Source organism: Mitsuaria sp. GD03876 (assembly GCF_029840635.1).
GTDB lineage: Bacteria > Pseudomonadota > Gammaproteobacteria > Burkholderiales > Burkholderiaceae_C > Roseateles.
In genome coordinates this window covers 1-20,980 of record NZ_JAOCCU010000069.1, presented here as the reverse complement: position 1 = coordinate 20,980, position 20,980 = coordinate 1, and the positions used below count along the sequence as shown (strand labels likewise).

The following is a 20,980-nucleotide window of genomic DNA, read 5'->3' as shown; positions in this document are numbered from 1 at the left end:
CAGTTCAGCGCGACCCCGCCCGCCATCGCCAGGCGGTCCTCGCCGGTGCGCTCGCGCAGCCACACCGCGAGCTGCAGCGCCGTTTCCTCCAGCACGTCCTGCAGCGACGCGGCCAGGTCCAGGTAGACCTCCGACATCTCCGACCCCGGCACGCGCGCCGGGCCGAACCGCGCCGCGAGGTCCAGCGGCAGGTTGCGGTACTGCCCCTCCGGATCGACGACCAGGTGCTCGCGCAGCACGTCGGCGTACTTCGGCGTGCCCAGCGCGGCCATCGCCATCACCTTGTACTCGTCGCTCGAATGCAGGAAGCCGAGGTAGGTGGTGACCCGCTCGTACAGCAGTCCCAGCGAGTGCGGGACCTGGACCTCGCCCAGCGGCTCGTAGCGGTTGTCGCGGTAGCGGCCGTAGCAGGTGCTGGCCTGCTCGCCGCGGCCGTCCAGCGTCATCACCGCGCAGCTCGAGAACGGCGCCGCCAGGAAGGCGCTGGCCTGGTGGCACAGGTGGTGCGGCACGAAATGCCAGCGGTAAGGCGCGCTCGCGTGCTTCACGCCGGCGAAGCGCTTGCGCAGGTGATGCGGCACCGCGTCGGTCAGCAAGCGCGGCGCGCTCAGCACGTAGGCGGCGAACAGTGGATCCCACGGGTTCTCCCACGGCCCGGCGTCGAAGTCCGACGGCTGCAGCGGCAGCGTGAACCGGCCCTCCGGCGCGCGGTCGCCCAGGAAGCGGTACGGATCGAAGCTGTAGGCCACGTGCGCGACATCGGCGAGCGTCGCGCCGGCCTCCTTCAGGCAGTAGTCGATCGCGTGGTACGGCAGCTCCCACGCGGTGAACGGCAGCGGCCGCTTGCCGTGCTTGACACGGGTGAAACGCTCCTCTTCCACGGCCGCCACCACCTCGCCGTCCAGCATCAGCGCCGCGGCGGAGTCGTGGAAGCTCGCGTTGATGCCCAGCGTCAGCAGGCGGGTCGAGGCGATGGGATGCATGGCGGCTCCAGGAATGAGGGAATGAGGGAATGAGGGAATGAGGGAACAAGGCGATCAGGGAATCGACGGGAGGAAGAAGGACTTCTGGAAATTTGAAGTCGATGGGCGTTTGGATGCGGGTCGGGCCGGCGCGCTCAGGCCGGGACGTGCGCCAGGTCATGGAGCGCGCGGACCAATTCCTCGGGCACGACCGGCTTGGCCATGTGCCGCTGGAACCCGGCGACGAGCGCGCGCAGGCGGTCCTCGGGCTGCGCCATCCCGGTCAGCGCGATCGCCGGCAGCCGGCGGCCGAGCGGCACGTCGCGCCGGGCCTCCAGCGCGCGCAGGCCGCGGACCACCGCGTGGCCGTCCTCCGGACCGAGCGCGATGTCGCAGACGAAGACGTTGGGCCAGGCTTCGGGCGCGCGCTCGGCCAGGCGACGCAGCGCTTCGCGGCCCGAGGTCACCCGCTCGGTGCGCGCCCCGTCGTGTTCGAGCAGCATGCCCAGCGACTCGAGCGCGTCCTCGTCGTCGTCGACGCACATGACGGTGAGGCCCGACAGCGGGTGCTCCTCGAGCCCGAAGACCGTCTCCAGCGCCGTCTCGCGCTGCGCCATCGCGGCCTGGGCCAACTCCGGCGGCGCGGCGCGCAGTTCGTCCTCGGACATCGGCGCCTCGGCCAGCACCGGCAACGGGAAGTCGACGATGTATTGCTGCACGCCGGCGCCGGGATCGCGCTCGATGGCCAGGTGGCCGCCGGCCTCGTTGACCAGCGTGCGCAGTTCCAGCGTGTCCGGCGGCCCGTTGTCCGGGTCGAGCCGGCCGTGGAAGCCGACCGTCAGCTGGCTGCTCCGCCCGACCCGCAGCACGCGGCCTTCCATGCGGCCGCGCGTCGCGCCGCGCAGCGCCAGCAGGCAGACCAGCTGCACGATGCGCGCGATGCGGCTCGCGTCGCCGTGGATGCTGGCGACGTCCAGGTCGATGTCGGTGAAGAGGTCGATGTCCGCCTGGGCCAGCGTGTCGCGCAGCCCGTCCAGGCTCAGCACCAGCATGCCGGCGACGTTGACCGGGTGCTGCGCGATGCGCCGCTCCATCGTCTCGGTCTGCTGTTGCTGGCGCTGCAGTTCCCACAGCTGCGCGTACAGGCCGCGGCGGCCGAGCAGCTCCTCATGCCGGCCGCGTTCGACGATCTCGCCGCGGTCCATGACGATGATCTGGTCCGCGTCGACCACCGTCGACAGGCGGTGGGCGATGATCAGCGAGGTCCGGTCGCGCGCGACCTCGTCCAGCGCGCCCTGGATCGCCCGCTCGGCCTTGGTGTCCAGCGCCGAGGTCGCCTCGTCGAGCACGACGATCGGCGGATTCTTCAGGAACGCGCGCGCGATGGCGATGCGCTGCTTCTCGCCGCCGGACAGCCGCGCGCCGCGTTCGCCGACCCGCGTCTCGTAGCCGTCGGGCAGCAGGCTGATGAACTCGTCGGCTTGCGCGGCCCGGGCCGCGGCGACGATCTCCTCGTGTCCCGCCCCGGGCCGGCCGTAGCCGATGTTGTAGGCGATGGTGTCGTTGAACAGCACCGGGTCCTGCGGCACCACGCCGATCGCCTGGCGCAGGCTCTGCTGCGTCACGTCCCGCAGCGGATGGCCGCCGATGCTGACCTCGCCGCCGTCCGGGTCGTACAGCCGCATCAGCAGCCGCGCCAGCGTGGACTTGCCCGAGCCGCTGCTGCCCACCACCGCGAAGGTCTGCCCGTGCGGGATCTCCAGCGTCAGGCCCTTGAGGATCTGCCGCTGGCGCTCGTAGCCGAAGCGGATGTCGTCGAAGCGCACCGTGGTGTCGCCCGCCGGCAGCGGCCGGGCGCCGGGCCGGTCCTGGATGTCGGGCTCGCGCCCGAGCAGCGCGAACAGCATCTCGGTATTGAGCAGCGCGTCCCGCGTCTCGCGGAAGACGAAACCCAGCGTGTTCAGCGGCAGGAAGACCTGGATCAGGTAGGCGTTGACCATGACCAGGTCGCCGATGCTCATCCGGCCGGCCACCGTGTCGATGCCCGCCAGCAGCATCACCCCGCCGACCCCGACCGCGATGATCGCCGCCTGGCCCAGGTGCAGCGTCGACAGCGTGCGCTGGCTGCCGACGCTGCCCTCGACCCATTGCGCCAGCACGCCGCCGTAGCGCTCGCGCTCGCTGTCCTCGCGGCCGTGCGTCTTCACCGCCTCGTAGTTCAGCAGCGTGTCGACCAGCAGGCCGTGCGCGCGGGAGTCGTACTCGTTCATCACGCGCTGCTTCTCGACCCGCGTGCGCGTCATCCACCCCGTCCAGACGCTGTACGCCGCCATGCTGCCCGCGATGATCAGCACGAACTTGGCGCCGTAGCCGCTCAGGATGATCACCAGCACCGCGCCGAACTCGACCGCCGTCGGCACCACGGTGAACACGCCGGCGCCCAGCAGGTAGCCCAGGCCGTCGGTGCCGCGCTCGACCTCGCGCACCAGCGAGCCGGTGTTGCGTTGCGCGTGAAAGCGCGGGCTCATCGAGAGCAGGTGCGCGAAGGCGCGTTCGGAGAAGCTGCTGACGACCTGCTTGCCGACCCGCGCGAAGGTCAGGTCGCGCAACTCGGTGAACAGGGTGCTGGCGTAGCGCAGCAGCGCGTAGCCGATCAGCAGCCACACCGGCACGGTCAGCCCGACGGCGAGGGCGGTCGACGCGGCGGCGCCGGCCGCCGCGGGCTGTACCGGCGTGAGGTGGTCGACGATCGCCTTGAGCATCGCCGGCACGCCCACGGCCGCGAGCTTGGACAGGATCAGCAGCGCCAACGCGAGCAGCGTGCGGCCGCGCCAGCGCCACAACGCCCGGGCCAGGCCGGCGAAGACCTGGCGCGTCGGCGAGCGGGAGGAAGGCGCGGGGGAAGCGGGGGTGGCGGAGGCGGCATCCATCGACCCTTCCTTCGCAAGCGGGATGCCCGGGATCCCAAGGCCAGCGGCACGACAGCGGTACGCCATCGCCGGAGAACCCCGTGTTCATCGGCAACTCCGTCGGTAGCGGCAGCCGCAAGCGCTTCGGCAAAAGCGGCTCTGGCAAGCGCGGTGCGATGCGCCGTGTGCTGGCGCACGCAAGCGCATGACAGTCCCGTGAACGAGCGACCGTGAGCGGTCCGGAGGAATGAGGTCGGTGTACGGAAACACCTTGGGACTTGCGCTTGCCAAACCGAAGTTCAAGCCCAACGAAGAGACCCTCCATGCCACACCCGTCCCACCTCCTCGTGTTCTCGCATCTGCGCTGGGACTTCGTGTTCCAGCGGCCGCAGCACTTGATGACGCGCCTGTCGGAGGATCACCGCGTCATCTTCATCGAGGAGCCGGTGCACGATCCCGCCGGACCGCCGCGCATCGAGTCGCGCCGCGTCGGCCCCGAGGGCCGCATCGAGGTGCTCGTGCCCTTCACGCCGGTCGCGGCGCCGGGCTTCGACGACGCGCACCTGCCGTTGACGCTGCCGCTGATCGAACGCGAGCTGGCCGAGCGCGGGGTGCGCGACTACCTGGTGTGGCTCTACACGCCGATGGCGCTGCCGTTCATCGCGGGCATGCAGCCTCGCGCGCTGGTGTACGACTGCATGGATGAGTTGTCCGCCTTCAAGCAGGCACCGGTCCAGCTGCGCCAGCGCGAGCAGGCGCTGATGGCCGCGGCCGACCTGGTGCTGTGCGGCGGTCCCGCGCTGTACGAGGCACGCCATGGCCAGCATCCGCACCTGCACTGCCTGCCCAGCGCCGTCGACGCCGCCCACTTCGCGCGACCGTCGACCGGGCCCGATCATCCATTGGCCGTGCGCGCGCGCGAACTGCAAGGCCACGTGCCGCATCCGCGCCTGGGCTTCTTCGGCGTCATCGACGAGCGCATGGACCTGGGCCTGGTGGCCGCCGTCGCGGACGCGCGGCCGGACTGGCAGCTGGTGATGGTCGGTCCGGTGGTGAAGATCTCGGAGCGGGACCTGCCGCAGCGACCCAACATTCATTGGCTGGGCATGCAGCGCTATGAGCTGCTGCCGTACCTGCTGGCCGGCTGGGACCTCTGCCTGATGCCGTTCGCGCTGAACGACGCCACCCGCTTCATCAGCCCGACCAAGACGCTGGAGTACCTGGCCGGCGACAAGCCGGTGGTCAGCACCGCGATCCGCGACGTCGTCGGCCTGTACGGCGACGTGGTGCGCATCGGCAAGGACGCGCCGTCCTTCATCGACGCCTGCGAGGAGGTGCTGCTCGAGGACGCGGCCTCGCGCGAGTACTGGCATGCCGGCGCCGCGGCGGTGGTGCAGGCCAGCTCCTGGGAAGCCGGCGCCGAGCGCGTGCGCGGATGGCTGGCCGAGGTCACGCGTCCGGCCATGCCCGATGCGCCGGTCATCGGCCAGTCGCTGCGCGCGGCCTGAGGCGGGCGCCGACATGATCATCGACGCCCATCTCCACTGCACCGGCCGCGAGACGACCGACGACGTGCTGCGTACGCTGGACGAGGCCGGCATCGACGTCGGCGTGCTGCTGGCGCCGTTCCTCGGCGACGGCTACTCGCTGGACGACGCGGCCTCGCTGCGGCGAGGCAACGCCCACCTGTCGCAGCTGGTGCGCCGGCATCCGGACCGGATGGTCGGCTTCGCCGTCGTCGACCCTCGCCATCCCGACGCGCCGGACGACCTGCGCCATGCGATCGAGGACCTCGGCCTGCGCGGCTGCAAGATGGTGCCGACCGGCTGGTACCCGTACGAGGAGCGCGTGCAGCCGGTCTTCGCGGTCGCCAACGAGCACGCGCTGCCGCTGCTCTTCCACAGCGGCATCTTCATCGACGGGCGCTCGGGCCGCTTCTGCCGGCCGACCTACTTCGAGGCGCTGCGCGACCATCCGCGCACGCGGGTCGCGCTCGCCCACATGGGCTGGCCCTGGACCGACGAGGCGCTGGCCGTCGCGCTGATCGACCGCATCCACGGCGTGCCGCATGAGCAGGCGCAGTTCCGGCTCGACATCTCCTTCGGGCCGCCGCCGCCTTACCGCCGCGAGGTGCTGGCGCGGATGCTGGACGTGCTCGGCGCGGGCTCGCTGCAGTTCGGCAGCGACTGCTTCCTGCCGTGCTCCGGCGCGCACGTGCGCGAGCGCAAGCAGTGGGTGGTCGACCTGATGGACGAGCTGGACCTCGGGGCCGACACGCGCCAGCGCCTGTGGAGCGGCACCGCGGCCGCCTGGCTCGGCTTGTCCGACGCGGCGCTGGCCACCGCGTGCAGCGCGCGCGGGGCCCGTCAGGACTCCCTCACCGAGGCCCATGACGGGCATGCGCGCGGCGGCGCCGGCGGCGAAGGCCGCCCGCTGACCGGCTTGCTGTCGGGTGCCTCGCTGTCGGGCAGCGGCGGCGATTTCGCGCCGCGCCCCTGGCGCCCGATCTGCTGCTGACCCGCATCGCCCGCCGCGTTCGACTTCGCGCGGCGCCCTCCACGAACCCACCGCCACCATGGACATCGCCTCCGACAGCCCGCTGCGCTCGGTGCCGCCGTCTCCGCCTTCCCATCCTCCGCTGCACGTGCTGCAGATCGTCGGCAACGGCATCGTCGGCGGCATGGAACGCTGCGTCGAACGGCTGGTCGCCGGACTCGGACGGACCGGCGCCTTCCGCTTCACCGTCCTGTGCCCGTCGGAAGGCGACTTCGCCGAGCGCATCCGCGCGGCGGGCGGCGGGATCGGCGTCGTCGCGATGCCGGAGGACCCGCCCTGGGCATCGATCCAGATGGTCGCGTCGCTGATCGCGGCGGAGCGGGTCGACTTGGTGCATGCGCACCTGCCCAACGCGCATGTGCTGGGCGGGCTCGCGGCGCGGCTCGCCGGCGTGCCCTGCATGACGACGATCCACGGCCGCCAGGTCATCCTGCCGGACCTCGAGGTGCACCGCCTGGTCGGCAGCCACCTCAGCGTCGTCTGCCGTCAGAGCTACTACCACGCGCTGGGCCTGGGCGTGGACCCGGACCGGTTGAGCCTGGAACCCAACGGCGTCGACGTCGAGATGTTCCGCCCCGGGCCGCGGCCGGCCGGCGGGCTGCGCGCGGCGCTGGGCCTCGGCGCGGAGGCGTTGCTGGCCGGCTTCGTCGGGCGCCTGTCGCCGGAGAAGGCGCCCGAGGTCTTCATCCGCGGGGCGGCGCAGTTGCTGCAACGCCTGCCCGACGCGCACTTCGCGCTGGTCGGGGAGGGGCCGATGAAGACGCAGTTGCGCGAGAACGTCGAGCGCATGGGCCTGGCCGGGCGCATCCACCTGACGGGTGGCATCGACGACGTGCGGCCGGTCTTCCACGACCTGGACCTGCTGGTGTCGAGTTCCAACTCCGAGGCGATGCCGCTGGCGCTGATGGAAGGCATGGCCAGCGGGCTGCCGGTGGTCGCGACGCGCGTCGGCGGCGTCCCGGAGATCGTCGAGCACGGCGGGACCGGCTGGCTGGTGGCGGCGCGCGACTACGAGGACCTGGCCGGCCGCATGCACCAGATGCTGACGCTGCATGAGCTGCGGCGGCGCATGGGCGAGGCGGCCCGCGCGCGCATGGAGAAGCACCACCGACTGGACCGGGCGCTCGAAGGCCTGGCGAACCGGATGCGCAGCCTGGCGCGGCCGGCGACCGCCGCGGCGTCGACGCTTGCCGTGGCACGCGTCCCGCGCGTCGCGGCTGGATCGACGGGATCGGGTGGCGGCCGAAAGGCCCGATGAACACGAGAAATTCGTCGATCGACCGTCGGTCGCGCGACGTGCGAAGGCGTGTCGAGAAGCGGCATGTCATTTGCCTTTCAACAAGCATTCCGGGACAGATGGAGCAGTCATGATCGAAGCCCCCTTGAGAGTCGCGCTGATCAGCGAACACGCCTCGCCGCTGGCCCAGCAGGGCGGCGTCGATGCCGGCGGCCAGAACGTCTACGTGGCCCACGTGGCGGCGGCCCTTGCGCGGCGCGGCCATCACGTCGACGTGCTGACCCGCCGCGACCAGCGCGCATTGCCGACCGCCGTCGACATGCGGCCCGGCGTGCGTGTGCTGCACATCGATGCCGGTCCGCCGGAGTTCGTGCCCAAGGAGCAGCTGCTGCCGCACATGCGCGCCTTCGGCACGGCCGCGCTGCGGCTGATGCGGCGCAGCCTGCGCCACGACGTGGTGCATGCCAACTTCTTCATGTCGGGCGTGGTCGGGCTGCGGCTGCAGCGGCAGCTGAATCTGCCGCTGGTGCAGACCTTCCATGCGCTCGGCGCGGTGCGCCGGCTGCATCAGAAGGACGCCGACCGCTTCCCGCCCGAACGCATCGAGCTGGAGAGCCGCATCGCCCGCGAGGCGGACTGCGTCGTCGCCGAGTGCCCGCAGGACGCGGCCGACCTGATCGCGCATTGCGGCGCGCCGCCGGACCGCATCGCGCAGGTGCCGTGCGGGGTCGACCTCGACGAGTTCGGCCCGGGCGACAAGCTGCAGGCGCGGCGTCGGCTGCACTTGCCGGAAGACGAGTTCATCGTCCTGCAGCTCGGCCGGCTGGTGCCGCGCAAGGGCGTCGACAACGTGATCCGCGCCGCCGCGGCGCTGCGACAGATCCCCGGGCGGTCGTTCCGGCTGCTGATCGTCGGGGGGGAGTCGACCGTGCCGGACGAGACCCGCACGCCGGAGATCGGGCGGCTGCGCCGCATCGCGCAGGAGGCGGGGGGCGAAGCGAACGTCACCTTCGTCGGGCGCCGCGATCGCGACCAGCTGCGTGACTACTACCGCGCGGCCGACGTGTTCGTGACGACACCGTGGTACGAGCCCTTCGGCATCACGCCGCTGGAGGCGATGGCCTGCGGCACGCCGGTGATCGGCGCCGAGGTCGGCGGCATCCAGCACACCGTCGTCGACGGCCTGACCGGCTACCTGGTGCCGCCCGAGGATCCGCAGACGCTGGCGCTACGGCTGGACGACCTGCGCAGCCATCCGGAGATCGGCCGCCTGATGGGGCGGGCGGGGCTGCTGCGGGTGCAGCGGGAGTTCACCTGGGACAGCGTGGCGTTCCGGCTGGCCGGCGTCTACGCGCGGGTCGCGGCGCGGCGCGCGATGCTCGGCGCGCAGCCGATCCGGCTGCTGGAACCCGTCGCCGAGGGCGAGGCGGCCGACGGCGCCGCGCCGCTGCGGCACCTGTCCCGGCCGCACCTGGCGACGCCCGGCACCGCCGCGGCCGACGAGCGCGGAGACGTGGTGGCCATGCCGCTGCAGACCTCGGGGGCGCAGGGATGACGGCGGGGGCGGCCGTCGATCACGAACGGATCGAACGCTGGCGCTCGGCGCGGCGCGTGCTGCTGATCCGGCTCGACAACCTCGGCGACGTGCTGATGACGACACCGGCGATCGCGGCGGTCAGGGAGTCCTTGCCCGACGCGCGTCTGACCTTGCTGGCCGCGCCGTCGATGGCGGGGCTGGCGCCGCATCTGCCCGAGGTCGATGAGATCGTCGGTTTCCATGCGCCTTGGATGAAGGCGGGCGCGACGGCGCTGGACGCGATGGGATCCGTGGCCGAGTCCGGGCCGGACCGCGGGGCGGCGTCGCGCGGTGGGCACGAGCGCGATCTGCTGGCACGGCTGATGAAAGATCGCCACGACGCGGCGATCGTCTTCACCGTCTGCACGCAGAGCGTGTTTCCGGCGGCGACGCTGTGCCGCCTGGCCGGCATCCCGAACGTGGCAGGACACGCGCGTGAACGCGCCTACGGCCTGCTGAGCGATGAGATCCCCGACCGCGACGAGATCTGCGACGGCATGCGGCATGAAGTGCGACGACAGCTCGACCTCGTGGCCGCGCTGGGCATGCGGACGCGGGATGAGCGGCTGCGCTTTCGGGTGCTGGACGGGGATCGGATCGCGGTGCGTCGCGCGCTCGACGCCGCGGGCCTGAGGCCGGGCCAGCCGTTCGTGCTGTTGCACCCCGGCGCGAGCGCGCCGTCGCGGCGTTACCCAGCAGGCCGGTTCGGCGAGGCGGCCCGGCAGTTGCGCCAGGCGCTCGCGCCGGCGGGTGATGGTCTCGGAGCTCGCCGAGTCGGTGGCCGGGCCTCGTTCGGTGGGACGCCACCGGCGATCGTCCTGTGTGGCGGTCCGGGCGAGGAGGGGCTCGTGCGCGAGATGCGCGATGCGCTGGGCGGCGAGGCGCTGCTGCCCACGTCGACCTCGGGGATCGGCGAGCTTGGCGCGCTGATCGCGGAGGCGGACCTGCTGATCGCCAACAACAGCGGCCCCGTCCATCTCGCGGCAGCGGTCGGGACGCCGGTCGTCGATCTCTATGCGCTGACCAATCCGCAACACACGCCATGGCTGGTGCCGTCGCGGGTGCTGTTCCACGACGTGCCGTGCCGCTTCTGCCAGAAGAGCGTCTGCCCCGAAGGTCACCACGCGTGCCTGACCGGCGTCATGCCGGACCAAGTCGCCGAGGCCGCGATCTCCTTGCTGCATCCGCCCGGACGCAGGCCGGCGGCGACCGCGAGCGCCGAGCCGGGCGACCCCACCGAGCCCGGCGACCCCGCCGGGCCGGGCAGGTCCGCCAAGGCGACCGCGCCGGCCAGGTCTGCTGAGCTGGCCAAGTCCAACGAGTCGACGAAGTCCACCGAGTCGGACCGGTGCACCGACCTGCTCGCTCTCTCGCAGGGAGTCGTCGCATGACGGCGATCGCGCCGGGCTGCGCCACGTCCGGCTGTGGCGATGGCAAGGAGCGCCGGGTTGCCGCCGACCACGCCACGCCGGAGATCGCCGTGGTGATGCCGACCTTCCGGCGGCCCGACCTGCTGGAGCGCTGCTTGCGGGCGCTGATGACGCAGACGCTGGCACGGGACAGGTTCGAGGTGGTCGTCGTCGACGACGGCCACGAGGATCGTTGCCGCGAGCTGGTCGATCGCTTCGCCGCCATGCCGGGCGCGCCGCGGATCCGCTACCGGCGACCCTCGACCGGGCGGGGGCCCGCCGTCGCGCGCAACACCGGCTGGCGTGCCGCGTCGGCGCCGCTGATCGCCTTCACCGACGACGACACGATGCCGGACGCCGACTGGCTGGCGCGCGGCCTGGCCGCGATGCGGGCCCATCCGGAATGGGTGGCCGCGGCGGGACAGGTGCGCGTGCCGCCGCCGCTGGACCTCGGCCGGCCCGAGAAGGACGAGCGCCCGACCGACCACGAACTGATGACGCGCGGTCTGGAAACGGCGGAGTTCGTCACCGCGAATGCCTTCGTCCGTCGGAACACGCTGGTGGCGATCGACGGCTTCGACGAGCGCTTCCTGCGCGCCTGGCGCGAGGACTCCGACCTGCAGTTCCGGCTCCAGCAGCAGGGGCCGGTGGGGCGCGTCGACGAGGCGCTCGTCCGGCATCCGGTGCGGCCCGAGCGCTGGGGCGTCTCGCTGCGCCAGCAGCGCAACGTCTTCTTCGACGCGCTGCTGTATCGCAAGCATCCCGAGCTGTACCGCTCCCGGGTGCGGCAGGTGCCGCCCTGGGACTACTACGCGATCGTCGCGCTGACGCTGGCCGCGCCGGCCGTCGAGATGGCCGGGCAGGGCCAGGCCGCCGGCGTCATGCTGGTCGTGGCGTTGCTGCTCGTGCTGCGCATCGCCGCGCGACGGCTGAGCCGCACTTCGCGGGCCTTGCCGCATGTGTGGGAGATGCTCTGCACGTCGGCGGCGATCCCGTTCCTGTCGGTGTACTGGCGGCTGCGCGGCGCGTGGCACTTCCGGACCCCCTTCCTGTGAGGCCGCGATGACCTCGACGATCGAGCTCCCCGGAAAGCCCGGCGTACCGCCGCCGGCCCTGATCGATGGCGACGTGCGCCGCATCCTGGTGATGCGGGCGCTGATGCTCGGCGACACGATCTGCGCCGTGCCGGCGCTGCGGGCGATCCGCCGCGCGTGGCCGCGGGCGCACATCGCGCTGATGGGCCTGCCGGTGGCGCGCGAGTACCTGTCCCGGCTGTCCTGCGTCGACGAATGGCGGCCGTTCCCCGGCTGGCCGGGGCTGCCCGAGCGCCCGGTCGACGTGCGCGAGCTGCCGGCCTTCCTGTCGGCGATGCATGCGAGCGAGTGGGACCTGGCGATCCAGCTGCACGGCAGCGGCGCGGTCACCAATCCCTTCGTCGCGATGCTCGGCGCGCGCTGGAACGCGGGCTTCCGCGGCGAATCGGCCTGGGCGCCGCCGGCCGATGCCGCGCGCTTCGCGCCATGGCCGCTGCTCGGCCACGAAACCCAGCGGCTGCTCTCGCTGTGCCGGCACCTGGGATTGCCGGTCGAGGACGACCACCTCGAGTTCCCGCTGCGCGACAGCGACGAGGACGAGCTGCTGCGCGTGTGGCCGGGTCGCGCCGGATGCGTGTCCTATGCCTGCGTGCACGCCGGCGCGCAGCTGCCGTCGAGACGCTGGCCGCTGCGGCGCTTCGCCGCCGTGGCGCAAGCGCTGCATGACGCGGGCCACACGGTGGTGCTCAGCGGAACGGCCGGCGAGCGCGCGTTGACCGGCGAGCTCGCCTCGATGCTGGGCGCGCTGGACGTGCCGTGCGTGGACCTGGCGGGGGAGACGAGCCTGTGGTCGCTCGGCGCCTTGCTGCGCGGCGCGCGGGTGCTGGTCTGCAACGACACGGGGGTGTCGCACATCGCGGCGGCGCTGGGCGTTCCCAGCGTCGTGGTGTCCTGCGGCAGCGAGCCGATGCGCTGGGCGCCGCCGGACCGCGCGCGCCACCGCGTGCTGGCCCGGCCGGCGCCATGCCGGCCCTGCGCTTATCCCGAATGCCCCAACGGCCATGCCTGCGCGCATGCGCTGTCGGTCTTCGACGTGCTGCAGGCGCTGGAGGACGTGCTGCGGCAGCCGTCCGCCGCGCCCGCGGCGACTTCCCATTCCCCATCGATCCCGAAGGAGGGCGCCCATGCGTCGTCGCCTGCGCATCCTGACCTGGCATGTCCACGGCAACTACCTCTACAACCTCACGCAGGTTCCGCATGACTTCTTCCTGGTGACCGATCCGGCGCGCTCGCCGGGCCGGGTCGGACGCGTCGGGGCGCTGCCCTGGGGCGAGAACGTGCATGAGGCGCCGGTCGAGGCGATCGCCGGCACGGCGTTCGACGTCGTGCTGTACCAGCACCGCGCCGGTTGGGACGAGGACCGCGTGCGCTGGCTCAGCGAGGCGCAGCGCCGGCTGCCCCGCGTCTACCTGGAGCACGACCCGCCGCAACAGCATCCGACCGACACCCGCCACTGGGTGCAGGATCCGGACGCGCTGCTGGTGCACTGCACCCATTTCAATGCGCTGATGTGGGATGCGGGCCAGACGCCGACACGGGTGGTCGAGCATGGCGTGCGGCCCTTGACGCAGGAGGCCTACCGCGGCGACCTGGAACGCGGGCTGGTGGTGGTGAACCACCTGCAGCGGCGCGGACGTCGGCTGGGCGAGGACCTGTACCGGCAACTGATCGAGCGGGTGCCGCTGACGCTGGTGGGCATGGGCAGCGAGGGCATGCCCGGCGGATGGGGCGAGGCATCGCAGCTGGAGCTGCCGGCGCACATGGCGGCGCACCGCTTCTTCCTGCACCCGGTGCGCTACACCAGCCTGGGGCTCGCGCTGATCGAGGCGATGCTGATCGGCCAGCCGATCGTCGGCCTGGCCACGACGGAGCTGGCGACGGTGATCCGCAGCGGCGAGAACGGTTTCATCGACAACCGCCCCGACGCGCTGGCCGACGCGATGTCGCGGCTGCTGCGCGAGCCTGGCCTGGCGCGGGAATGGGGCGAGCGCGGCCGGCAACTGGCGCGCGAGCGGTTCAACATCGACCGCTTCGTCGCCGATTGGATGCAGGTCCTGCACGAGGTGACGACATGAGCGACTGCGCTGACATGAACACGGTGCTGGTCACCGGTGCCGCCGGCTTCGTCGGCAGCCACCTGTGCGAGGCGCTGCTCGCGAGGGGCCATCGGGTGATGGCGGTCGACAACCTGAGCACGGGCGACATCGACCACCTCGACCGGCTGCTGGGGCACAAGGGCTTCACCTTCCACCGGCGGGACGTGTGCCAGGAGCCGACGCCGGAGATGGCGCAGGCGGGGCGGGTGTTCAACCTGGCCTGCCCGGCGAGCCCGGCGTATTACCAGACGGCGCCGGTGGACACGGTGCTGAGCAGCGTGCTGGGCGCGTGGCGTTTGCTGGAGCTGGCGCAGCACAGCGGCGCGCGATTGCTGCACACGTCGACCAGCGAGGTGTATGGCGATCCGGACTGCCACCCGCAGCATGAGGAGTACTGGGGGCATGTGAATCCGAACGGCGCGCGGTCGTGCTACGACGAGGGCAAGCGCTGCGCGGAGGCGATGCTGATGGCGTATCACCAGGAGCGTGGGGTGGATGTGCGCATGGCGCGGATTTTCAACACCTACGGGCCGCGACTGCGGCCGGGCGATGGCCGGGTGGTGAGCAACTTCATCGTGCAGGCGCTGCAGGGCGAGGACCTGACGGTGTATGGCGACGGGACGCAGACGCGGAGTTTCTGCTACGTGGACGACACGGTGCGCGCGTTGATGTTGTTGATGGATGGCGAGCACCTGGGGCCGATCAACGTGGGCAATCCGGGCGAGCACACGATGCTCGACCTGGCGGAGGTGATCCTGCGCCTGACGGGCAGCCGATCGCGGATCGTGTTCCGAGCGCTGCCGCGGGACGACCCGCGACGTCGCTGCCCCGACATCACCCGCGCGAAGTCGTTGTTGAACTGGGAGCCGACGGTGGACCTGGAAGAGGGCCTGCGCCGCACGATCGATCATTTCCGCGGCGTCCTCGGCGAGCGCAGCGTAACGGTCGCCTGACCCCGCTCTCCCCGTCGCCCACGCCCATGATCGCGATGGTCCTGAACGGTGGGGGACGGGCATGGCCGGGGCTGGGGGCGGAGCCTGCCCTACGGACTGACCAGGCGCGTTCTGTTTGAGAGGAGCGAGCCGAAGGTGAGCGGATCGAGTTGAGCGCCGAGGGCGGGCTCCGCCCCCAGCCCCGGCCATGCCCGTCCGCGCTCGCCCTCCGCGCATTCAACGACCGACCCACGCCCCGAGTGCTCGCGCATAGGGCTGGACGATCCGACGTCCCGCTGGCATTCCCGAGGCATCCCGAGGCACATGCCAGAGTCCGCTGCGATGCCAGCGATCCGGTTCGTACCAATCGGGCCGGTCGAGCATGGGATAGAGGCAGACGCCCGCCAGCGGAACCCCGAGGCCGATGGCCAGCTGTGCCTGGGAAGCGATGTCGTGAAGCCAGTCGGCGCGTCCGCGCCCGATGTGGCCGGTCTCGGCCACGATCACGGGCTGGCGATAGCGTTCCCAGACAGCACGCAGCAGCTCGGACAGCGGTGCCCGACGCGGATCGCCGAGGTGCCAGGCGAGGCGTTTCTCGCTGGGCACTTCCCATTGGCTGGAGTGGTAGTGGTTGAGGCCGATCCAATCGAGCGCGTCGGGCGACCCACCGAGTTCGGGTTCCTGGCGTCCGGCGAGCATGTCGAAGGCTTGCCATTGGTAGGAGGCGATGCGGGCGGCGAGTTCGCGGTGGTCGGGGGTGTCTTCGGTCGGCACCACGTGGATCACGGGGTCGATGTGGAGGAAGCGGGCGTCCGGGTCGACATCGCGGATGGCGGCCATGCCGGCGAGCGTGGCCTTGACGAGGCGGCGCTTGATCTCGAAGCCGCTGATGCGGGAGTCCTCGCGGCCGATGGTGTCGAGGGGGGCGCCGGCGGGTCCCATCGCGTGGGTGGATGAGGCGGCCCAGGCGAGGAAGCTGATCTCGTTGATCGGCGTGTAGAAGCGGGGGCCGGGGCAGAGGGGCTTGAGCGCGCGGGTGGCTTCCGCGGCGAAGCGGGCGAAGCGGGGGATCAACGCGTCGTCGAGCAGGCTGAGGCCAGGTGGCACGCCGTAGTGCATCAGCGTCCACAGCACCTGGATCCCGTGGCGGCGCGCCGACCGGGCCATCCGCGCCGCGCGGGAGAAGTCCCAGTGGCCAGGACCGCGCTCGGCCAGGCGCCAGCCGACGCTCTCGCGCACGCAGCGCAGTCCCAGCGCGCGGGCGGCGCGGTAGTCCCGCTCGAGGAAGCGGTCGTGCCCGGTGGCTCGCACCATGTCGAGGGCGTCGCCGCTGCCGTTGACGTGGTCGGCGCCCTCGTAGCCGCCCATCCAGAACGAGCGGAACGGCGACGCCGGCGTCACGGCTGTGCGGTCAAGGCCTGCTCGATCAACGCGCACCAGGTGTGGCCGATGAAGATGTGGGCTTCCTGGATGCGTGCCGTGTCGGCATGCGGCACGACGAGGCAGAGGTCGCAGAGCTCGCGCATCTCGCCGCCGTCGCGGCCGCTCAGCCCGATGGTCGTCATGCCGAGCTGCCGCGCCTGCGTCAACGCGCGCAGCACGTTGGGCGACTGGCCGGAGGTGGAGATCCCGATGACGCAATCCCCCGGCGCGCCCAGGCCCGCCACCTGGCGAGAGAAGACCTGGTCGAAGCCGTAATCGTTGCCGATGCAGGTCAGCGCCGAGCTGTCGGTGGTCAGCGCGACGGCGGCCAGCGGCGCGCGGTCGTGCTTGAAGCGGCCGGTGAACTCCGCCGCGAGATGCTGGCAGTCGGCGGCCGATCCGCCGTTGCCCATCAGCATCAGCTTGCGTCCCGCGCGCAGCGTGTCGGCCATGTAGGTCGCGGCCCGCGCGATGTCGGGTCCCATCGCGTCGATGCGGTCGAACAGCGCGCGATGCTCGCGCAGGCCGTCCTCGAACAGCGCCCCGGGCGTTGCCGTCGGGGCGACGGGCCGGGCCGACGGTCGCGGCGGGATGGATCGGGGGAAGGGCAGGGCACTCATGCGGGGACTCCGAGTTCTTCAAGGGTGACCGAGGCGGTGCCGAACTTGCCCACGACCAGCCCGGCCGCGCGGTTGGCGGCGCGCACCGCGTCCTCCAGCACCGCGCCACGGGCCAGGAAGCAGGTCAGTGCCGCCAGCACGGTGTCGCCGGCGCCGCTGACGTCGTAGACCTCGCGCGCCTCGGTCGGGATGTGCAGGCAGCCGCCTTCGCGCGAGTACAGGCTCATGCCCTGTTCACCGCGCGTCAGCAGCACGTGGTCGATGTCGAGCTGGCGTTGCAGCTCGGCCAGGCGATCGCAGAGCTCTTCCTCGGTGCGCCACTCGCCGACGGACTCGCGCAGCTCCGCTAGGTTGGGCTTGAGCAGCCAGGCGCCGCGATAGGCCGCGAGGTCCTTGCGCTTGGGATCGACGAGCACCCGGCACGGCAGGCCGCGGCAGGCGTCGATCAACGCCTGCACCTCGCGCAGCGCGCCCTTGGCGTAGTCCGAGACCAGGATCCAGCGATGGCGCGCCGCCAGCTCGCCGGCGAGCGCGGTCAGTTCGTCGATGCGGGCCTGCGGCGGCTCGGACTCCACGTCCATGCGCAGCAGCTGCTGGCGCTGGCTGACCATGCGGATCTTCTGGATCGTGTCGATGTCGGGGCCGCGCACGAAGCGTTGCGTGATGCCGGGCTGGTCCAGCAGGGCCGCCAGGCAGGCGCCGGCCGTGTCGGTGCCGACCAGGCCGCTGATCGTGCACGGACAGCGCAGCCGCGCCAGGTTCAGCGCCACGTTGGCCGCGCCGCCGGCGCGCTGCGACTGGCGGTGCAGCCGCAGGATCGGCACCGGCGCCTCCGGCGAGATGCGGTGCACCGCGCCTTCCAGGTACACGTCGAGCATGCAGTCGCCGACGATCAGCACGTCGGGTGCCGCGAGCTCGGGTGGCAAGGCGTCGGTCATGGCGCGGGGGCCCTCAGGTGCTCGATCAGCTGCGTGCTGGAGTGGCCCGGCAGGTAGGGACCGATGGAGACGCGGCCGCCCCAACTGCGCACCAGCGGCGTCTCCGGCAGGTCCTCGACGCGGTAGTCGCCCCCCTTGACGTACACGTCCGGCCGCAGCGCGGTAAGCAGCGCCTCGGGCGTCGGGTCGTCGAACCAGGTGACCCACGACACGCAGGCCAGCGCGCCCACCACGCGGGCACGGTCCTCGAGCGTGTGGTACGGGCGGTCGCCGCGTTTGCCGAGGCCGCGCGCGGACCGGTCGGTGTTCAAGGCCACGACCAGGCTGCTGCCTTGCGCGCTGGCGGCTTCCAGGCTGCGCACATGGCCGGCGTGCAGGATGTCGAACACGCCGTTGGTGAACACCAGCGGCCGCGCCAGGCGCGCCGCCATTTCGTGCAGCCGCTCCGGCGGCAGGCATTTCAGCGAGCTGTCCCATTTGTCGAGCATGTCGATCCTCCAGATCCGGATCACCGGTCGGTCATGCCGACGTCGGAGCAGCCGGTGTTCCCGAACGCGCGCCTTCCGACGCTCCGATGGTGGCTTCGGCGCTCGTGGCGCTCCCGGCGGCTTCGAGCGCCGCGAGCCCGGCGAGCACGTGCGCCGCGAGCGCGTTCCAGTCGGTGAAGACCGCCTCGGGCTCGCGCAGCGGCGAGCGGCGCCACACCGTCTCGCCGCCGCTGTCGAACAGCAGCCCGCGCGCGCCGGCGCGGCGGCCGGCCTCGACGTCGTCCAGCGTGTCGCCGACCATCCAGGAGCGCGTCAGGTCCAGCCCGTGCCGCCGCGCCGCGCCGATCAGCATGCCCGGCGCCGGCTTGCGGCACAGGCAGGCGGGGCGGCCCTGCGGGTCGGGCTCGTGCGGGCACAGCATCACGTCGTCGATCTCGACACCGGACTCGTCGCGCAGGCGCTTCAGCAGCGCGTCCTGCAGCTGCGCGAACTGGGCGCGGGTGAAGTAACCGCGCGCCAGGCCGCTCTGGTTGGTGACGATGACCAGCGCCAGGCCGGCGCCGGCCAGCCGCGCCAGCGCCTCGCCGGCGCCGGGCATGAAGCGCAGCTGCGCCGGGTCGACGTTGTAGGGCACGTTCTCGATCAGCGTGCCGTCCTTGTCGATGAACAGGCAGGGCCGCAGCGGCCCGGCGCGCAGCCGCTCGCCGGGCGCCGCCGACAGGTCCAGGTCCTGCACCGGCAGCATGCTGATCGGGTCGAGCGGCGTGGTCACGGCCAGGAGGTCTCTTGCGTGGGGAGCACGGTCAATTCGGGGATCACCGTGCCCTCGGGCTGCAGCAGCACCCAGCGCACCGCGCGGGCGACGTTCAGTGGGTCCTGCAGCTTGGTCTCGTCGATGCCCGGGAAGCGGTCGAGCAGGAAGGGCGTCTTCATGCCGCCGGCCACGATCGCCGACACCCGGACGTTCCGGTCGCGCAGTTCGGCGTGCAGCGCGTGGGACAGGCCCAGCAGGCCCCACTTCGTCGCGTGGTACGCGCTGGCGTTGGGCCAGGCGCGCTTGGAAGCCGTCGACGCGATGTTGACGACGTGACCGCCCCGCGGCTGCGTCAGCATGCGGGCCGAGGCGTACTTGGTCATCAGCAGCGGGCCGGACAGGTTGGTGGCCAGCACGCGCTGCCAGTCCTCGACGGCCAGCTCCGCCAGCGGCGCGGTCACGTCGATGGCGGCGTTGTTGACCAGGACGTCCAGCCGGCCGAAGTCGCGCACCGCGGCGGCGACGACTTCCTCGCACTGGCGCGGGTCGGACACGTCGAGCGCGACCGGCATCGCCTGGATGTCGCGTTCGGCCAGCAGCGCGGCGCGGTCCTTGGCGCGCTGCAGGTCGATGTCGGCGAGCAGCACGCGCATGCCGGATTCGCCCAGCACCTGGGCGATCGCGGCGCCCAGGCCGCGGCTGCCGCCGGTGATCAGCGCGACTTGGCCGGAGAGGCTGGCGCCTTCGGCGACCTGCGTCTCGGCGCGGGCGGACGGCGTGGAGGAGGGCGATGCCGCGGTGGCGGTCGCCGAAGGGCTGTCGATCATGGATGGACTCCAGCGGAGTGGGAGGGAGAAGGGAGAAGGAAGCGGAAAGCGGGGACGCGCGCTCAGCGCGCGAGGTCGGCGGCGGCCCAGGCGCGGGCGCGCAACTGGACGGCGACCATCATCGAGAAGCACTCGTCCCAGATCGGGAAGGCGCCGCTGGCCGCGACGACCAGGCCGTCGAGCCAGATGCCGCCCCAGAGCTGGCTGTCGTCGTCGGTCAGGCGATGCGGCTCCAGCATCTGCAGCCGGCGGCTGTCCATGCGGTGCCGCCAGGACAGCAGCGCCTTGCGGCGCGCGTAGTCGGCGTAGTCGACGTCCCAGTGGGCACGGTCGCCGATCGAGTGCTCGACCAGCACCCTGGGCTGCGTGGCACCGTCGCCGTAGGGCACCGACGGGTCGAGCACGACCAGGTGCAGCACGCCCAGGCCGCTGATGTCCGGCGAGGCGAGTTGCGCGGCGATCGCCGGCGTGATCGCCTCGAGCGCGGCGCGCGCCAGGTCTTCGGTGACGAAACGACTGCTCATGGGGAGGTCCTGCGGAGAGGGGGAAACGAGGCTCTCTTCCAGCAAGGCGCATACCTGCGTCGCGACGAGGGCCGCGGGTGGGCATCGTCCTTGCCAACTGCCTGTTTCCGGCGTGTCGATCGGACGCGCCTCCCAGCATCCACAGCCAGGAGATACGAGATGCCCTCCACGACGACGAACGCGGCCAACGCGAGCCGCAAGACCACCACGCGGCGCGCCACGGCCAAGGCGAAGACGCCCGACGCCGTCAGCCTGCTGCGCGCCGACCACAAGGAGGTCAGCGCCCTGTTCGAGCAGTTCGAGAAGACCCGGTCCGCCGCGAAGAAGCGGCAGCTGGTCCAGCAGATTTGCACCGCGCTGACCGTGCACGCGCAGATCGAGGAAGAGATCTTCTATCCCGAAGTGCAGGCCGCGCTGAAGGACAAGGAACTGGTGCCCGAGGCCAAGGTCGAGCACCAGAGCATCAAGGACCTGATCGCGGCGCTCGAAGGCGCCGAGCCCGATGGCGAGGACTACGACGCCAAGGTCACCGTCATGGGCGAGTGGGTCAAGCACCACGTCAAGGAGGAACAGAACGAGATGTTCCCCAAGGCGAAGAAGGCCGGGCTGGACCTGGCGGCGCTGGGCGAGCGGCTG

General features: G+C 71.9%; 19 protein-coding genes. 10 read left to right on the top strand and 9 right to left on the bottom strand.

Features of this window, described 5'->3' with window-relative positions:
* A partial coding sequence (locus N5D62_RS26875; RefSeq protein WP_347881839.1) for a carbamoyltransferase N-terminal domain-containing protein occupies window positions 1-974 on the bottom strand: 974 nt, incomplete at its 3' end.
* Window positions 975-1,117: 143 nt separating this feature from the next.
* Window positions 1,118-3,892: an ATP-binding cassette domain-containing protein gene (locus tag N5D62_RS26870; RefSeq protein WP_279761136.1), complete on the bottom strand. Its 2,775-nt coding sequence runs from the start codon at window positions 3,890-3,892 to the stop codon at window positions 1,118-1,120.
* Between the two features lie 302 nt (window positions 3,893-4,194).
* On the opposite strand from N5D62_RS26870, the gene N5D62_RS26865 reads away from it, so the two are divergent.
* From N5D62_RS26865 to N5D62_RS26825, 9 genes are all read left to right on the top strand, one after another.
* Window positions 4,195-5,379: a glycosyltransferase gene (locus tag N5D62_RS26865; RefSeq protein WP_279761135.1), complete on the top strand. Its 1,185-nt coding sequence runs from the start codon at window positions 4,195-4,197 to the stop codon at window positions 5,377-5,379.
* Window positions 5,380-5,392: 13 nt separating this feature from the next.
* Window positions 5,393-6,388 carry an amidohydrolase family protein gene (locus N5D62_RS26860; protein ID WP_279761134.1) on the top strand — a complete coding sequence of 332 codons (996 nt, stop codon included), beginning with the start codon at window positions 5,393-5,395 and terminating at the stop codon, window positions 6,386-6,388.
* A gap of 58 nt (window positions 6,389-6,446) precedes the next feature.
* Window positions 6,447-7,685, top strand: a complete 1,239-nt coding sequence (locus N5D62_RS26855; protein ID WP_279761133.1) for a glycosyltransferase — start codon at window positions 6,447-6,449, stop codon at window positions 7,683-7,685.
* A gap of 109 nt (window positions 7,686-7,794) precedes the next feature.
* Window positions 7,795-9,219 (top strand): glycosyltransferase family 1 protein, encoded by a 1,425-nt coding sequence (locus N5D62_RS26850; RefSeq protein ID WP_279761132.1) that lies wholly within the window; start codon window positions 7,795-7,797, stop codon window positions 9,217-9,219.
* Window positions 9,216-10,631, top strand: a complete 1,416-nt coding sequence (locus N5D62_RS26845) for a glycosyltransferase family 9 protein (protein WP_279761131.1) — start codon at window positions 9,216-9,218, stop codon at window positions 10,629-10,631. Before N5D62_RS26850 ends, N5D62_RS26845 begins: the two co-directional genes overlap by 4 nt.
* Complete coding sequence (locus N5D62_RS26840; RefSeq protein WP_279761130.1) at window positions 10,628-11,704, top strand: glycosyltransferase family A protein; 1,077 nt, start codon at window positions 10,628-10,630, stop codon at window positions 11,702-11,704. The genes N5D62_RS26845 and N5D62_RS26840 overlap by 4 nt, the downstream gene beginning before the upstream one ends.
* Before the next feature lie 7 nt (window positions 11,705-11,711).
* On the top strand, window positions 11,712-12,944 hold the full coding sequence (locus N5D62_RS26835; RefSeq protein WP_279761129.1) for a glycosyltransferase family 9 protein: 1,233 nt from the start codon (window positions 11,712-11,714) through the stop codon (window positions 12,942-12,944).
* On the top strand, window positions 12,868-13,818 hold the full coding sequence (locus N5D62_RS26830) for a glycosyltransferase family 4 protein (RefSeq protein WP_279761128.1): 951 nt from the start codon (window positions 12,868-12,870) through the stop codon (window positions 13,816-13,818). Before N5D62_RS26835 ends, N5D62_RS26830 begins: the two co-directional genes overlap by 77 nt.
* Window positions 13,815-14,792: an SDR family oxidoreductase gene (locus N5D62_RS26825; RefSeq protein ID WP_279761127.1), complete on the top strand. Its 978-nt coding sequence runs from the start codon at window positions 13,815-13,817 to the stop codon at window positions 14,790-14,792. The genes N5D62_RS26830 and N5D62_RS26825 overlap by 4 nt, the downstream gene beginning before the upstream one ends.
* A gap of 216 nt (window positions 14,793-15,008) precedes the next feature.
* Here the strand turns inward: N5D62_RS26825 and N5D62_RS26820 are convergent, their stop codons facing one another.
* From N5D62_RS26820 to N5D62_RS26790, 7 genes are all read right to left on the bottom strand, one after another.
* Window positions 15,009-16,172 (bottom strand): hypothetical protein, encoded by a 1,164-nt coding sequence (locus N5D62_RS26820; protein ID WP_279761126.1) that lies wholly within the window; start codon window positions 16,170-16,172, stop codon window positions 15,009-15,011.
* Window positions 16,169-16,813 (bottom strand): D-sedoheptulose 7-phosphate isomerase, encoded by a 645-nt coding sequence (locus N5D62_RS26815; RefSeq protein ID WP_279761125.1) that lies wholly within the window; start codon window positions 16,811-16,813, stop codon window positions 16,169-16,171. The genes N5D62_RS26820 and N5D62_RS26815 overlap by 4 nt, the downstream gene beginning before the upstream one ends.
* Window positions 16,810-17,751 carry a D-glycero-beta-D-manno-heptose-7-phosphate kinase gene (gene rfaE1 / locus N5D62_RS26810; RefSeq protein WP_279761123.1) on the bottom strand — a complete coding sequence of 314 codons (942 nt, stop codon included), beginning with the start codon at window positions 17,749-17,751 and terminating at the stop codon, window positions 16,810-16,812. Before rfaE1 ends, N5D62_RS26815 begins: the two co-directional genes overlap by 4 nt.
* On the bottom strand, window positions 17,748-18,239 hold the full coding sequence (locus N5D62_RS26805; protein WP_347881838.1) for an adenylyltransferase/cytidyltransferase family protein: 492 nt from the start codon (window positions 18,237-18,239) through the stop codon (window positions 17,748-17,750). Before N5D62_RS26805 ends, rfaE1 begins: the two co-directional genes overlap by 4 nt.
* 31 nt (window positions 18,240-18,270) lie before the next feature.
* The gene (locus N5D62_RS26800; protein WP_279761121.1) at window positions 18,271-19,011 is read right to left on the bottom strand and encodes an HAD family hydrolase; all 741 of its coding nucleotides are present in this window, start codon (window positions 19,009-19,011) and stop codon (window positions 18,271-18,273) included.
* Entirely contained in the window at window positions 19,008-19,820 is an 813-nt protein-coding gene (locus N5D62_RS26795) for an SDR family NAD(P)-dependent oxidoreductase (protein WP_279761120.1), read from the bottom strand. The genes N5D62_RS26800 and N5D62_RS26795 overlap by 4 nt, the downstream gene beginning before the upstream one ends.
* Window positions 19,821-19,882: 62 nt before the next feature.
* Complete coding sequence (locus tag N5D62_RS26790) at window positions 19,883-20,344, bottom strand: hypothetical protein (protein ID WP_279761118.1); 462 nt, start codon at window positions 20,342-20,344, stop codon at window positions 19,883-19,885.
* Window positions 20,345-20,503: 159 nt separating this feature from the next.
* Between N5D62_RS26790 and N5D62_RS26785 the strand changes: the two genes are divergently transcribed.
* The coding region (locus tag N5D62_RS26785; protein WP_279761116.1) for a hemerythrin domain-containing protein at window positions 20,504-20,980 on the top strand (477 nt) is incomplete at its 3' end.